Source organism: uncultured Marinobacter sp., from assembly GCF_963974375.1.
In the GTDB taxonomy this organism is placed as follows: Bacteria; Pseudomonadota; Gammaproteobacteria; order Pseudomonadales; family Oleiphilaceae; genus Marinobacter.
This window is the reverse complement of sequence record NZ_CAXBDN010000089.1, coordinates 1-15,074: the sequence shown is the minus strand read 5'-3', so window position 1 is coordinate 15,074 and position 15,074 is coordinate 1. Positions and strand designations below refer to the sequence as shown.

Here is a 15,074-nt window from a genome sequence, read left to right as displayed (position 1 = left end):
CAGGAAACCACCGGCGGTCTTCTGGAGTGGAAGCTCAGGCCAGAGGCCGACATGCACGGTCGCACGGTACTGATCGTGGACGATACTCTCGATGAAGGCACCACACTCAGCGCCATCGCTGACTACTGCCTGGCCCAGGGTGCCGAACAGGTGCTCACCGCCGTGCTGGTGGACAAACTGCATGATCGCAAGGCCAGCCCCGGCCTGAAAGCCGATTACACCGGACTGGAAGTGGAAGATCGCTTCCTGTTTGGCTTCGGTATGGATTACAAGGGCTACTGGCGTAACGCGCCTGGTATCTATGCCGTCAAAGGACTGTAATCAGCCCCTGGTACCGGCAACCTGCTGGTACCAGAGCTTCCGTCAGGCCTGTGTGCGAGAACCTGCCTTGCGAGGCACCCCCGCCTACTGGCTGCAGGTCGAAGGCTCCCTGACCCGGGCGCTGCAGCTGCGCTGTCAGCACCGGTTTCACGTGGAAGTGGTCAACGAACGCTTCGCGCGCCCAGACCCTGAAGAAGCCCGCACCCTGGACATCCCGCCACGACAACTGGCCTGGATTCGGGAAGTCCGGTTATGTGGCGACAACCAGCCCTGGGTACTCGCCCGCACGGTGATTCCCCTGCCCACCCTGCAAGGAACCGGACGCCGTTTGCGCCATCTCGGGCGACGGCCGCTGGGAGCCTGGCTGTTCAGTCACAAACAATGGCATCGTGGTCCCTTACAGGCTGGCCTGTGTATATCGGGGCGAGACGGTGCTGGTCCGGTCCCCCTGTGTGCCCGCCGCTCCATATTCCGGCGCCACCACAACCGCTTGCTGGTGGGGGAATACTTCCTGCCAGAATTACTGAACAAGCCCAAGTAAATCACGCCGCCAGGCCGAACTGGATAGCCCTGGGCCGTGGCACCTGACACGGCCGTAGCCTGACCGCTATAATGCGCCGTCCCGCCACTCACCTGTTGACGGATTCATCGATGAAACCAGACCTTATGTCCCCGCAGTTGCGCAGCCGCCTGATGGACTACGCCCGTCTGATGCGCATCGATCGCCCTATTGGTTCACTGCTGTTGCTCTGGCCAACCTGGTGGGCACTGTGGCTGGCGGCCGACGGCCGTTTTCCGTCCCTGGGCAACCTGGCGGTGTTTACCCTTGGTGTGTTTTTTATGCGGGCCGCCGGCTGCGTCATTAACGATTTTGCCGACCGGAAAGTGGATCGCCACGTCGAACGCACCAGGGACCGGCCACTGACCACCGGACGCATTCAGCCCCGGTACGCCATTGCCCTGTTCATCGGACTGATCACTGTCTCGTTTCTGCTGGTGGTGTTCTTTACCAATACCCTGACCCTTTACCTGTCGTTTGGTGGCGCGGTACTGGCCTTCATCTACCCGTTCATGAAGCGCTACACCCACCTGCCCCAACTGTTCCTGGGCGCCGCCTTTTCCTGGGCCATTCCCATGGCCTGGGCCGCTGAAGCGGGAGAGCTGAGCCGGCTGACCTGGCTGCTGTTTACCGCCAATGTCCTCTGGACCGTGGCCTACGATACCTTTTACGCCATGGTCGACCGGGACGACGATCTGAAAGTGGGTATCAAGTCGACGGCCATTCTGTTCGGTGAGGCGGACCTGGCAATCATCGGTATGCTGCAGGGCCTGGTGGTCATGGTGCTGTTGCTGGTGGGCATGCAGGCAGAGCTCGGGTTTTTCTGGTACCTGGGGGTAGCCACCATGGCCGGGCTGTTTGGCTGGCAGCAGATGCTGGCCCGCGACCGCAGCCGCAAAGGCTGTTTTGAGGCCTTCCTGAACAACAACTGGGCCGGCTTTGTGGTGTTTGCCGGCCTGCTGCTGGATAAGCTGCTACGAGGCTGATACCAGCCTCGCTTACGCTCGTCAGCTGAACAGCAGCATCCCCTTACAGCCGTTCCGGCCCTGCTCACCTGCTAACGATACCCGCGTTACCCCTGTATCAGTTACTGCGTGATGTTGCGCTCCTCTCACCAAATACGTTATGTTATTACATTCCATAATACGAAAATTACTTCATCCTGCTCCGGAAACCACTCTTTAAGGCGCCAATAAATGCTACGTTATTACGTTCCACACCCTTTAAAAGCCACAGATCCAGTCTCATCTGCCACACCTGTTCCGGCCCTTCCCGGCATTCTGGCCAGGCGGAAACCTGGAAGCCCCATGAAATCCAGGATGTACCAAGCAATAGCCATGAGCGCCGTGCTCATGCCACCCGCGGTCCACAGCGTGGAACTGAACCCGGACATCAGTGTAGTGCTTGATGGCTACTACAAGTCTGGTCATTCCGCCCTTTCCAGTCGTGACGAAGGCTTTGGCCTGGGCCATACCGAATTGTCTCTGTACAGTCCCGTCGATGACCTGTTCGAAGCACGGCTGACGGCCGTTCTTGAGGAACACGACGGCGAAACCGAGCTGGGCCTGGAAGAGGCCTTTATGCAAACCACGGCGCTGCCTCTGGGGCTTAACATCCGCGCCGGCCGATTCCTGTCGCAAGTGGGCTACCTCAATAGCCGGCACCTGCATGAAGATGATTTCGTGGAGCGGCCAGCGGCCTATCGGGCACTGCTGGGCAGCCACTACTTCGACGACGGCCTGCGGGTAAACCTGCTGATGCCGACGCCTTTCTACTGGAGCGTCGGTGCTGAGGCCTTTGATGGCGGCCAGCTTACTGGCGAAGGTGACGACAGTACCGTCGGCGTCTGGACTGCCAACACCCGCATCGGCGGAGATATTTCTACCTCCCAGAGCTGGCAGGCGGGATTTTCCTGGCTACGCAACCGGCTTGCGGGACATGACGACCATGGCGAAGAGCATGACCACGACCACGCTCATGCCCACGGCGCCGAATACACGGGCAAGAACCTTTACGTAACCGACCTGGTGTGGAAGTGGTCACCCGGTGGCAATACCCGCCAGCGCCTGCTGACACTCAGTGGCGAATACCTCTATGCCGACGAACTGAATGATCACGCACTGAATGGCGATACCCACGAAGGCTGGTACGCCTCTGCGGTCTATCAGTTTGCGCCGCAATGGTCAGCCGGGCTTCGATATGGAGAGATCGACGTGCTTGATGCCCACGGTGACCACTTTCATGGGCAACGCCTGGAAGAAACCGATGTCATGCTGTCCTGGAACCACTCCCATTTCTCTACCCTGCGCCTGCAATACACCCATCAGGAAGGGCACGGTTTCGATCACATCGATAACACCGTAACCCTCCAGTATGTAATGACTTTCGGAGCCCATGGCGCCCATGACTTTTAAGCGTTTAATCTGGCTGCCTGCGATTCTGCTCGCAGGATTTGCACTGCCTGCCACTGCCGATCTGCGGGTGTTCGCCTGTGAGCCGGAATGGGGCGCCATGGTCCTGGCTCTGGCGCCGGAGGCGCAGGTACACAGCGCCACCACCGCCTGGCAGGACCCTCATTACATTGAGGCTCGCCCGGGTCTGATTGCCGCGCTGCGTCGCGCAGACCTTGCGGTGTGCACCGGGGCCTCCCTGGAAGCCGGCTGGCTACCAGCGCTGATCCGCAGGGCATCCAACCCGGCGGTCCGGCCAGGCCAGCCCGGACTGTTCATGGCTGCGGAACAGGTGGTTCTGCACCAGCCCCATGACCACGTGGACCGCAGCATGGGCGATGTCCACCCGGAGGGAGATCCGCACGTGCATCTTGCGCCTGACCTGGTGCCTGAGGTCATGACAGCGCTGGCAGCGCGCCTGCAAACCATTCGGCCGGACCAGGCAGCTACCAGCGCAATCTGATCCGCTGGCAAGTAGACTGGAACATCCATAAAAGGCGCTGGCAGCAGGCTGCGGAAGAGCTCGCCGGCCAGCGGGTGGTGGTGCAACATTCCACTTACGACTACCTGCTGAGATGGCTCGGGGTGGAGACAGTAGCGGACCTTGAACCCAAGCCCGGCCTGCCGCCCAGTGCCGGACACCTCAGCCGCCTGCTGGCCACCGAGGGGCTGGACCAGGCCTCGGCCATTCTGGTGTCCTGGTACCAGGACGAACGGCCTGCCCGCTGGATGAACGACCGCACCGGTGTGCCCGTTCTGGCACTACCCTCTACCGTAGTCCCCGGCGAAGCGCCAGCCACCCTGGAAGCGCTGATCGATCAGATCATCGACGCCCTGCTGGCAGTAAACGGGTCTGCGGACAATGTCTGAGTGGGGGTGGTTGCTGGCGCCGGTAATGGCCAGCGCGTTGATGTCAGTCCTGCTGATCCCCCTGGGTTACCGGGTGCTGAGCCGCAACATGGTGTTTGCCGACCTGGCGGTGGCCCAATGGGCGGCACTGGGCACGCTCGCCAGCCTTACGCTGCTCCCGGGCACGGCCATCCTGGGACTCAACCTGACCAGCCTCGGTTTCGCGCTGATTGCCATCGCCCTGATCAGCCTGGTGATGGCGCTGACGGAACGGTACCGGGAAGCACTGATCGGCATGCTCTACGTGCTGGGTGCCAGCCTGGCCACGTTGCTGGTCAGTGGCGACCCACATGGTGCCCAGCAGCTGGCCCAGACCCTCAACGGTGACCTGCTCTGGGTGGGTAGCGCCCAGCTGCTGCCGGCGGGGCTGTTAGCTGTCATCTGCCTGATCTGGCTTCGGCTGCCTGGGCCCCAACAGAGCTGGCTGTTCCTGCCGCTGTTCGCGCTGGCAGTCACTGCCGCCGTGGACCTGGCAGGCATCTACGTGGTGTTCGCCACGCTCATCGTTACGCCATTGCTGATATGTCATATCGCTGGGCGTTCGCTGCCCACCGCCATGCTGGCCTGCTTTGGCGGTCATCTGGGCGGGCTGTGGCTGTCGGCAGATTACGACTTGCCTGCCGGCCCAGCGGTGGTGGTCAGCATTGTTGCGGTAGCGATGATGTTAGTATCCTTCAGTCGACTGTATTCGGGGCTGACAAGAACATGACCGCATCTTGTCATATACTTGTAACACTTCTTCGTTGTAATGAGGCAGCAACAAAAACAGGGAACTGAAACAGGTAAGCGCGCATGTCTGGAAAAACCGTCCTGATTGTTGATGACGAAGCCCCGATCCGGGAGATGATTGCAGTTGCGCTGGAAATGGCCGACTACGACTGCCTGGAGGCCGCAGATGCCCGGGAAGCCCATGCCCTGATCGTTGACCGCAAGCCGGACCTGATTCTGCTGGACTGGATGCTGCCGGGAACCAGCGGCGTGGAACTGGCCCGCAGGCTCAAGAAAGACGAGGCCACGGCCGAAATCCCCATCATCATGCTGACCGCCAAGGTCGAGGAAGATAACAAGATTCAGGGTCTGGAAGTGGGTGCGGATGATTACATCACCAAACCGTTTTCGCCCCGGGAACTGGTCGCCCGCCTGAAAGCCGTTTTACGCCGCGCCACCCCGGCCGGTGTCGAATCTCCGATTGATGTGGACGGCCTGACCCTGGATCCTGTTGGTCACCGGGTAACCTCCCCCGCCGGCGCCATAACCATGGGTCCTACCGAGTACCGTCTGTTGCAGTTCTTTATGACCCACCAGGAGCGGGTCTATACACGCTCCCAACTGCTGGACCAGGTCTGGGGCGGCAATGTGTATGTGGAAGAGCGTACTGTTGATGTCCATATCCGGCGCTTGCGCAAAGCCCTCGGAAACCAATACGATCACCTCATCCAGACCGTAAGGGGCACCGGCTACCGGTTCTCCACCAGGACCGCCTAGTGTCCCGTCTGGTTAATTCGTTGATCTACTGAGCCAGTGAGAGCCTTGAGAGCAAGGCGCGGTGGCCAAGGTTTGGTTGTTTTCAAGCACGACACAGCACGGGCATTCATTGCATGCAGTACAAGTGGTCCAGATACCTGCGGGTGATTCTGCTATTCCTGGGAGCTTCCACGCTCGTCGGTTTGATGCTGGGTTACCCCGTTGAGGGACTGCTGGCAGGGCTGCTGATCTATTTGTGCTGGACGCTGATTCAGGCCAGAAAGCTCTACCAGTGGCTGAGCAATCCGGGTGCCGGCCAGCAAGCGCCGGAAAGTATCGGCCTCTGGGGCGACATCTTCGATGGCCTGCACAAACTGCACCGCAACCACCTGCAAGCACAGGACCGCTTGCTGGCGCAGGTAAACCGAATCCAGGAATCCACCAACGCCATGCGGGACGGCGTCATCATGACCGACACCCGGGGCATCCTGGAATGGTGGAACGGTTCAGCAGAGTATCTGCTGGGCCTGAAGCGCAGCACCGATCGTGGCCAGCCCATCCAGAACCTGATCCGCTCACCGGCTTTCAAAGCCTATTTCGACCATCGCGAATATCGCGAACCCCTGGAGCTGAATTCGCCGGCCCGGCCCCATCTGCACCTGCAGATCCAGATGAGCATGTTTGGTAACGACGACAGACTGATCGTGGTCAAGGATGTTACCCGGCTGTTTCAGCTGGAACAGATGCGACGGGACTTCGTCAGCAACGTTTCCCATGAAATGCGCACCCCGCTGACCGTGATCAGTGGTTATCTGGAGACCATGGTCGATAACGCGGATCAGCTGCCAACCCGCTGGCACCGGGCCTTGCACACCATGTCGCAGCAGTCCACCCGGATGGAAGCGCTGATCACCGACCTGCTGCTGCTGTCAAAACTGGAAACCGGTGACCAGAGTGACACCAGCCATGTGGTGGATATTGCCGAAGTGTGCGAGGGCATCTGCCACGACGCCAGAATTCTCAGCGGTGAGGCCCACCATGTTATCTCACTGGATATGGGCGAGCGGCACTTCATCCACGGTGACGAAGACCAGCTTCGCAGCGCCTTTTCCAACCTGATTTTCAACGCGGTCAAGTACACCTCGGCCGGGGGCCAGATCTCGGTAACCTGGACCACAGACCGGGAGGGAGCGCACCTGTCGGTGAAGGACACCGGCATTGGTATCGACCCGGTCCACATACCACGCCTGACAGAGCGCTTTTACCGGGCCGACCCCAGCCGTCACAAGGAAACTGGCGGCACCGGGCTGGGGCTGGCGATCGTCAAGCATGTGCTGCTGAAACACGAAGGTACCCTGGAAATTCATAGTGGTATCGGCGATGGCAGCGAGTTCATCTGCCACTTCCCCCGTGAACGACTGGCGGAGCCGCCGCCGGAGCGCCTAGCCCCGGAAGCGGGCGATGAAATGTGAGAGATCGGCCAGCTTTTCCGGATCTTCATCAACAAACCGCACCACCACACTGACGAAATCCGTATCCTGGCGTTTGTCTACCGCCTGCAGCAGGTGAACATAGCCGTTCAGTCGCGCTACGCGGCCCTCTGCCACCTCCATGTCGACCACAGCCTGGTCGAGAATGCCCGGAAAATCCTGATCACGTTTTGCGATCACCCGAACCTCGGTGAGGCTGATGTCCTTGATAACACACTTCAGGGTACTGTCGGCAAAACGTATAGCCGCTATTGCCACTTTACCGCCCGCCCGCTCCGGTGACCGGGACAAAGGTGCCGCACCTGAGCCGGAATCGGCCGGGGGCGCAGCGTTGCGGGTCAGCAGGTTGGCAGATTCGCGGAACGCCTCAGCTCCGGCCGGGGCTCCCTTGCCGTCACGGGCCATGGTTTCCCGTAACACCGGCCCCATGACCTTGATAATTTTCTTGCTGAGGCCCTCAGGGCTGAAAGGTTTGCCAAGATACTCCGAGACGCCCTCCTGGACCGCCTCAATGACGTGGCTTTTATCACCGCGACTGGTGATCATGACGAACGGCGTCTTCTGATAATGCGGCTGGCTGCGCATCCACTGCAGCAACTCCAGGCCCGACATTTCCGGCATTTCCCAGTCACACAGCACCAGATCAAATCGGGTCTGGGTCAGCAGGTTCTGGGCACGACGCCCGTTCTGGGCCTCCGCCAGTTCAATCACCGGGAACCGCTGACGGATCGTGCGCTTTACCAGATCTCTCACAAAACTGGCGTCATCCACCACCAGTGCCTTGAGTGCTGCCATAACCTGTCCTTCGAATTCTGACTGTTCGCAGAGTGCGATCTGACGCCCTGCAGGGACTGCTGGAACCGGCGCAACATTGCGATATCGCACCTGCATACGAAAGCGACTGTTTATCACGATCCGAAACAGGCTACCATAGGATTTGTGTCACTGACCCGGGCCCGCCGCGTCCATCAGCCGTGTAACGGAGCCCGCCAACCGGGAACTAAGGCGCCGCCCGCCGGTCCCGGTAATCAGTCAGTCCAGCCGGTTACCCATTAGCAAGAGCAGGTTTTTACCACCATGCATAGGTCCAAGTTGTACGTCACGAATGCGCGACGCGCCACCACCCGCGCCAGAAATCCTGTCGCAGCCATTGCCGCACTGGTCGGCCTTGGATTCTTTTTGCCGACCGCCATGGCCAACGAACCGGTGATTACCGCCCCGGATAACTTCGACGAATGCCTTGCCACCATTGGCGATCGCGCTATCGCCGAGGGTGTGTCGCCCGATACCGCCCGCCAGGTACTCGCCGGTGCGGAATTCCTGCCCAGAGTGATCGAGCTGGACCGGCGGCAACCCGAGTTCACCACCACCTTTGCCGACTACGTTGGCCGTCGCGTCAATGAGCAGCGCATCAGCCGCGGCCGTGAGCTGCTTCAGGAACACCGGGAGTTGCTGGCACGGGTTACCCGGGAAACCGGCGTACCACCCGCCTACCTGGTATCGTTCTGGGGGCTGGAAACCAACTTCGGCAGTTACTTCGGAAAAATGCCGGTACCCAGCGCCCTGGCCACCCTGGCCTGCGATCCCCGCCGTGCCACCTACTTCAGCCAGGAGCTGATTTCCGCTCTGAAGATTATAGATGAAGGCGCCGTTCCTGCAGAACAGATGGAAGGCTCCTGGGCCGGAGCCATGGGCCATGTCCAGTTCATGCCATCGGTCTTTCTGCAACATGCGGTCGATGCCGATAACGATGGGCGCCGTGATCTCTGGAACAGTCTGCCGGACGCCATGATGTCGGCCGGCAAGTTCCTGCAGAGCATGGGCTGGGATGGCGAGTATCGCTGGGGTCGTGAAGTGGCCCTGCCCGGCGGGTTTGATTACACCGTCGCCGATGGCGGCTGGCGCCCGCTGGCCGAGTGGCAACAGCTGGGGGTTCGCGATGCCTTTGGTGGCGCCCTGCCCGATGCGAGTATCCGGGCACGTCTGGTTGTCCCTTCCGGCCATCAGGGGCCGGCATTCCTGGCCTACGACAACTTTAATGTGATCATGGGCTGGAATCGCTCCGAGTTCTACGCCATTGCGGTCGGGCATCTGGCCGACCGCATCGCCGGCGCTGGTGATTTCCGGACGTCACCGCCCACAGATGCACCGGCACTGGCCCGCGACGAAGTGGAACTGTTGCAGTCGACCCTTAACGCCAAAGGTTTCGAAGCCGGACGCCCGGACGGTATCATGGGGCCCGCGACCCGCTCGGCCATTCGTCGCTACCAGGCCAGTGAAGGCATGATTGCCGATGGCTACCCCAGCCTCGACCTGCTGCAAAGCCTGGGCATCCAGCCCCGGGCCCTGGAGTCCTGAACCGGGCAGCCGTGAACTGAGACGTCCTGAGCACCGTATCACCTCCGGGATGACCGATGAGCAACCAGGTAAGCAGGTAGTATGGACTCGATTTCTCAGGCGGCACTCGGCGCCGCTCTTGGTGGCGTTGTCGCAGGCAGGGTGTATGGCCGCGCGGCCATAATCGGTGGGGCGGCACTGGCTACGCTACCGGATCTGGATGTGGTCATCAGCTACGGTACGGCCATTGCCAACTACACCTACCACCGTGGCTTCAGTCACTCGCTGCTGGTGCTGGTGCCGGTTGCCATCATTCTGGCCCTGCTGCTGAGCCGTCGTTTCCCGGACCTGTCACGACGACGATGGCTGACGTTTACCCTGCTGATTCTGGTCACCCACCCGTTACTGGATACCCTGACCACCTATGGCACCCAGCTGTTCTGGCCTCTGCTGCCGCCACTGGGCACCAACAGCATTTTCATTATCGACCCTCTTTACACCCTGCCACTGCTGGTCACCATCGTCATTGGTCTGCTTCGGCCGCCCGCTATTGGTGCTCTGGCAGCTGGCCTGACCATCTCCACGCTGTATCTGGGGTGGGCGCTGACGGCACAACAGGTGGTAAGCCAGCGCATGGCTCCGGTACTGGCAGAGGAGGGACTTTCCGGTGCCCCCACCATGATCCAGCCCATGCCGTTCAACACCGTACTCTGGCGGGTAACGGTCATAGCGGAAGATCAGCGTCTGGAAACTGCAGTCAGCGTCTTTGATGGCCTTCAGCCGCCGGTCATCGAGCGCTTTGCCTACCGGCGGGATCTGCTGAATGCCCTGACGGAATTCCCCGAAGGTCGCCGTCTGATCTGGTTTACCGGGGAATTCCTGGATGTTCACATAGTCGCCAACGAGCTGCGGGCCACCGATATCCGACTTGGCGCATCCGTTTACGTTTGTGCTGGCAGAAAGGGCGGGGCCGGGGGCACAGTGGCACCCGGTCACTAGCCGGCAAAGCCCCCGGCCATCCATCCGCTCAGAGGCAGCTGGCGCCCTGTTTCAGCGCCTCAGTGGCCGTGCCCCGGTCCTGTGCCTGTCAAACCTGGCCACCTCCACGTTCGAAGCAGGCTGCCCCGGCTCATGAGACTCGATGGTTTCCTCGCACAGGCTTCCGGGCTGTCACGAAAAGAGGCCCGGCGCGCCATCAACCGCGGCCTGGTTTCTGTCAATGGCAAGAAAGTGCGCAGTGCCTCCCATACCGTCACCACGGACGACCGGGTTGATTTTCAAGACCACAATGCGGGCGACGTGAGTGGTCTGACCCTGGCGCTGCCCAACGAACGCTATCTGATGCTCAACAAACCGGCCGGCATGGTCACCGCGACCACTGATTCAAGCCAGCCCGTGGTTCTGGATCTGCTGCCCCCGGAACTGAAACCGGGCCTGCACCCGGTCGGTCGCCTCGACAAGGACACCACCGGATTGCTGCTGCTGACCACGGACGGGCAGTGGTCCCACCGAATTACCTCACCACGACGGGCCTGTCCGAAAACCTACCGGGTCAGCCTGGCCGAACCGCTGGCCGCAGACGCCCGCCAGCAATTGGAAACAGGCGTGTTACTGAACGGGGAAGCGCGCGAAACGCGGCCGGCACGGGTTGAGCTTATTGATGACAAGACCATCGATCTGACCATCACGGAAGGCCGCTACCACCAGGTCAAACGGATGCTGGCAGCGGTGGGTAATCATGTGGCCGGACTGGATCGCAGACGAATTGGCAATATAAGCCTGGACCCCGGGCTGGCTCCGGGCCAGTACCGGGAACTCACTCCCGAAGAAACGGCAGCGTTCAGTCCGTCTGCTCAAAACGACCAGCCCTGAGATTCTTGCGGACCTTGCCTGCCTCGAAAACCTCACCGTTCATGGCCAGATAGACCCCGGCAGGCAGCAGCTGCACGGCGGACACGGCAAAACCGAGATTGAACACCGCATCGCTGTGCCGCATCCGCGCCGGCTGCATGGCGCCGAACAGAATCACCGTTTTGCCGCTGACCTGAGCCAGGGCTTCTGCAGTCACCGTCATGGTATCAGTGCCGTGGGTTATCAGAATTCGCTGTTCAGCGCAGCCGGCAACCGCACTGACGATGGCGGCACGATCGTCATCCGTGAGCTCCAGGCTGTCCTTGCGAACCAGCCCCGTGATCTCCCAGGGAACGTTAAGGTTCGCTTCGGCGAGTAACTCCGGAAGCAGGCTGTCGCCAATGACAAACTCGCTGTTGGCATCGTGATAGATCTTGTCGATGGTACCGCCGGTGGTGAATATGCGGATCATTGCGTCCTCCTTTCCTGGTCCGGGACTACCGGTCCGCTGGCTTCTGCAGTATCAGTGCCGCCGCGGGTGTCAGGATCGCTGTCACGACGCTCCGGGCCCGCCCTGCTGACCACCGTTTCGGGTTTCACCTGTGCACCGTCCGCTGCCAGGTACAAGGCGTTTTTCTCACGCTCATAGCGTCGGGCAACCTCCGCTACCTGCCCGGAATCACCGTTGGCCAGCCATCGCTTTATCCGGCCCGCGTCACCCATGGGTGAACGGGTTCCCAGCGAATCCAGCAACACCGTGATCACCTCTTTGCCATCCATGGTGGCAATCATCACCAGACAGCGCCCGGCATCGGTCAGGTAGCCGGTTTTGCTCAGACTGACGCCCCAGCTGTCACGGTGCACCAGTGCATTGGTATTACCATAGGACAGACTGTAACGGGGCTTGCGGAAACTGGCGGTGTAGTACCCCATGGTGGAAAAATCCGAAACCATCGGATAGGCCCTGAGGGCATTGGCCAGCCGCACCAGATCCGCAGCACTGGACAGGTTGCCCAGCGAAAGCCCGGTGGGATCAACAAATTCCGTTGCGGTCATGCCGAGCGCGGCGGCCTTGTCGTTCATCGCCTGGACAAATGCATCGTAGCCACCCGGGTGGTGGCGGGCCAGATTGTAGGTGGCAAAATTCTCCGATGACATCAGCGCCAGACGCAGCAGATTGCGACGCTGAAGGGTCGAACCGATCCGGATGCGGGTGTAGGCGTTGGCTTCCGGGGTCACATGCCAGGGCTGGAAGTCCAGCCACTCGTCCATTGACTCCCCGGACTCAAGCACCACCAGCGCCGTCATGAGTTTGGTCAGGGAGGCAATCGGTACCTGGCGATGGGCGTTCTTGTCGAACAGCAGGCTCTGACTTCCCGGCTCTGCCACAGCAGCATTGACCGATGCAAGATTCAGTGGCGCCTGACTGGCAGAGGCCATGGCGGCGGCTCCCACAAGACCTGACACCAGAACGATCCACAGAAAATAACGCTGAGCCATGCAACAGCCACCCTGATTATTGATGAATGAATGACCCGGCCAGGCCACCGCTACCTTGCAAAAGTTTCATCGACAACGGTCGTCAGTACCCCATGGGGCTGACCCAAATCAACCCGCAGGGCCAACAGCCTGTCGTACACTTCCCGACATGATACTCCCAGGCCCGCATTCGAACGAATGTTACTGGACAGAACACACCGGAGGCACACGATGAGCACCCCTTATCCAGATTTGCAGCGCCTGGACGCGCACGCCCGACAATACCCGGATTTTGACCAGTGGCGCCAGGGCTATGGCGTTATTCAGCATCTTCCGGAAACCCAGGAACAGGTCATTGAACTGGCCGGCGAACTGGTAAGACTGGGACTGCAATCTGATCATGGCGGGGTCTACCGCACCATGACGGCACTGGACCGCCTTACCAGTGCCGGACTGTGGCTGGTGGTTCACATGACCTATGCCTGCCGGGTACATCGCGACGGCGGTCCGATGGGCACCCAGGATTTCAAGCACCAGCCGGAGGGACACACCGGCGGCACGCTCAATATGGTACCCGGTTATGCGGCCTATCTGGCCCTCAACAATCTGACCGCCTCCACCCGTGGCTGGATGATGGGCCAGGGCCATTGCGTGGCCGCCATTGACGCCCTCAACGTGCTGCTGGGCAACCTGCATCCGGAACAGGCCGCACGTTACGGCGGCAGTGATGGCCTCAACCACCTGGTCAATGATTTCTATGGTTACCGCCAGGCACCGGATGGCCGCCCGGAGGCGCCACTTGGCAGCCACGTCAACCCTCATACGGCCGGGGGCATTATCGAAGGCGGCTATCTCGGATTTGCCGAACTGCAATACATGCACATGCCCCTGCCTGGTGAGAGCCTGGTGGCCTTCCTGTCTGATGGTGCCGCCGAAGAACAGCGCGGCAGCGACTGGGCGCCACGCTGGTGGCGCGCCCAGGACACCGGGTTACCGTTACCGGTGATGATCGCCAATGGCCGTCGTATCGAACAGCGCACCGAGCTTGGCACCCGGGCCGGACTGGACGGGTTCATGCAGCATCTGTCCCGCTGTGGCTTCGAGCCGTTACGGTTTGACGGCCGCGACCCGGCCGCGTTTCTCTGCACGCTGTTCCGTATGGAAGCACGATTAAAACGCTACGCCAACGATCAGAGCCGCGGTCTGCGCCAGTACCCGTTGCCGATTCCTTACGGTATTGCTGAAACCGTGAAAGGGTTTGGCTTCTACGGGGCCGGCCAGAATGCGGCCCACAACCTGCCGTTACCCGGAAACCCCCGGCTGGATGCCCATGCCCGTGAGCTGTTCAACGAACATGCCGGCAAACTCTGGGTACCGGCCACCGAGCTGGACGAGGCCTGCAAACTGCTGACCCTTCACCAGCGCCAGCAACGGCCACTGGAGCGGGATCACGTCATGGCCACCCGGGCTCCGGAAAGTCCCGCCCTGCCCGACCCGACTCCGCGCCGGGACAGCTGTTCTCCCATGCTGGCGGTGGACGACTTCTTTCAGGAACTGGTCGCCCGCAATCCTGGCCTGCGGCCGCGGGTTGGCAATCCGGACGAACTGGCCAGCAACCGCCTGACCGGCGTCCTCAGCGCCTTGCGGCACCGGGTTATCGACCCGGAAAGCCCACAGGAATCGGTTCATGGCAACGTCATCACTGCCCTGAACGAGGAGGCCGTGGTCTCGGCCTGTCTGGCCAACAAGGCCGGACTCAATCTGGTGGCAAGTTACGAAGCCTTCTGTGTAAAAATGCTGGGGGCCGTTCGCCAGGAGCTGATTTTTGCACGCCACCAGAAGGAAATTGGCCGGCCGGCCAGATGGCTGGGCTTTCCGGTCATTGCCACCTCACACACCTGGGAAAACGGCAAGAACGAGCAGTCCCATCAGGACACCACCTTCTGTGAAGCCCTGCTCGGCGAGATGAATGACGTCATGCGGGTAGTGTTTCCTGCGGACTACAACAGCACCCAGGCTCTGCTGCCGGACATCTACAGCGCCCGGGGCCAGATCAGCTGCATGGTGATCCCGAAGCGGGATCGTCCCTGTGTATTCACCGCAGAGGAAGCCCGTGAGCTGGCGACGGCTGGCGCACAGGTGGTGGATGAGGACGTGTCGGAAGGCGAACCGCTGCTGCTGGTCGCGTGCGGCGCCTATCAACTGTCCGAGCTG

General features: G+C 61.0%; 16 protein-coding genes. 13 read left to right on the top strand and 3 right to left on the bottom strand.

Annotation, left to right across the window (positions count from 1 at the left end; translation table 11 throughout):
• The 9 genes from AAC035_RS09560 to phoR all read left to right on the top strand — a co-directional run.
• A partial coding sequence (locus AAC035_RS09560; protein WP_339803076.1) for a phosphoribosyltransferase family protein occupies nt 1-321 on the top strand: 321 nt, incomplete at its 5' end.
• Nucleotides 302-862, top strand: a complete 561-nt coding sequence (locus AAC035_RS09555) for a chorismate lyase (RefSeq protein ID WP_339803073.1) — start codon at nt 302-304, stop codon at nt 860-862. The genes AAC035_RS09560 and AAC035_RS09555, both read left to right, overlap by 20 nt.
• A 110-nt stretch (nt 863-972) precedes the next feature.
• Nucleotides 973-1,866, top strand: coding sequence for a 4-hydroxybenzoate octaprenyltransferase (ubiA, locus tag AAC035_RS09550; protein ID WP_339803070.1), 894 nt, complete (start codon nt 973-975; stop codon nt 1,864-1,866).
• A 333-nt stretch (nt 1,867-2,199) separates the two neighbouring features.
• Nucleotides 2,200-3,294 carry a hypothetical protein gene (locus tag AAC035_RS09545; RefSeq protein ID WP_339803067.1) on the top strand — a complete coding sequence of 365 codons (1,095 nt, stop codon included), beginning with the start codon at nt 2,200-2,202 and terminating at the stop codon, nt 3,292-3,294.
• Complete coding sequence (locus AAC035_RS09540) at nt 3,284-3,793, top strand: zinc ABC transporter substrate-binding protein (RefSeq protein ID WP_339803064.1); 510 nt, start codon at nt 3,284-3,286, stop codon at nt 3,791-3,793. Before AAC035_RS09545 ends, AAC035_RS09540 begins: the two co-directional genes overlap by 11 nt.
• Nucleotides 3,790-4,200, top strand: coding sequence for a zinc ABC transporter substrate-binding protein (locus AAC035_RS09535; RefSeq protein ID WP_339803082.1), 411 nt, complete (start codon nt 3,790-3,792; stop codon nt 4,198-4,200). Before AAC035_RS09540 ends, AAC035_RS09535 begins: the two co-directional genes overlap by 4 nt.
• Nucleotides 4,193-4,948 (top strand): metal ABC transporter permease, encoded by a 756-nt coding sequence (locus AAC035_RS09530; protein ID WP_339803062.1) that lies wholly within the window; start codon nt 4,193-4,195, stop codon nt 4,946-4,948. The genes AAC035_RS09535 and AAC035_RS09530 overlap by 8 nt, the downstream gene beginning before the upstream one ends.
• Nucleotides 4,949-5,031: 83 nt before the next feature.
• A complete protein-coding gene (phoB, locus tag AAC035_RS09525; protein ID WP_339803059.1) occupies nt 5,032-5,724 on the top strand; it encodes a phosphate regulon transcriptional regulator PhoB in 693 nt (230 codons plus the stop codon).
• Between the two features lie 113 nt (nt 5,725-5,837).
• Nucleotides 5,838-7,175 (top strand): phosphate regulon sensor histidine kinase PhoR, encoded by a 1,338-nt coding sequence (gene phoR / locus AAC035_RS09520; protein WP_339803056.1) that lies wholly within the window; start codon nt 5,838-5,840, stop codon nt 7,173-7,175.
• Here phoR and AAC035_RS09515 read toward each other — a convergent pair.
• Entirely contained in the window at nt 7,146-7,988 is an 843-nt protein-coding gene (locus AAC035_RS09515; RefSeq protein WP_339803055.1) for a response regulator, read from the bottom strand. The genes phoR and AAC035_RS09515 overlap by 30 nt on opposite strands.
• A gap of 396 nt (nt 7,989-8,384) precedes the next feature.
• Between AAC035_RS09515 and AAC035_RS09510 the strand changes: the two genes are divergently transcribed.
• The 3 genes from AAC035_RS09510 (at nt 8,385) to AAC035_RS09500 (ending at nt 11,402) form a co-directional block, all read left to right on the top strand.
• The gene (locus tag AAC035_RS09510; protein ID WP_339803079.1) at nt 8,385-9,551 is read left to right on the top strand and encodes a lytic murein transglycosylase; all 1,167 of its coding nucleotides are present in this window, start codon (nt 8,385-8,387) and stop codon (nt 9,549-9,551) included.
• Nucleotides 9,552-9,632: 81 nt separating this feature from the next.
• Nucleotides 9,633-10,529 (top strand): metal-dependent hydrolase, encoded by an 897-nt coding sequence (locus AAC035_RS09505; protein WP_339803054.1) that lies wholly within the window; start codon nt 9,633-9,635, stop codon nt 10,527-10,529.
• A 132-nt stretch (nt 10,530-10,661) separates the two neighbouring features.
• The gene (locus AAC035_RS09500; RefSeq protein WP_339803052.1) at nt 10,662-11,402 is read left to right on the top strand and encodes a pseudouridine synthase; all 741 of its coding nucleotides are present in this window, start codon (nt 10,662-10,664) and stop codon (nt 11,400-11,402) included.
• On the opposite strand, the gene AAC035_RS09495 is transcribed toward AAC035_RS09500, so the two are convergent.
• Entirely contained in the window at nt 11,371-11,853 is a 483-nt protein-coding gene (locus AAC035_RS09495) for an asparaginase domain-containing protein (protein ID WP_339803049.1), read from the bottom strand. The genes AAC035_RS09500 and AAC035_RS09495 overlap by 32 nt on opposite strands.
• A complete protein-coding gene (pbpG, locus tag AAC035_RS09490; RefSeq protein ID WP_339803046.1) occupies nt 11,850-12,881 on the bottom strand; it encodes a D-alanyl-D-alanine endopeptidase in 1,032 nt (343 codons plus the stop codon). Before pbpG ends, AAC035_RS09495 begins: the two co-directional genes overlap by 4 nt.
• Nucleotides 12,882-13,091: 210 nt before the next feature.
• On the opposite strand from pbpG, the gene AAC035_RS09485 reads away from it, so the two are divergent.
• Nucleotides 13,092-15,074, top strand: a 1,983-nt coding sequence (locus AAC035_RS09485; RefSeq protein ID WP_339803043.1) for a xylulose 5-phosphate 3-epimerase, incomplete at its 3' end; no start/stop codon positions are given.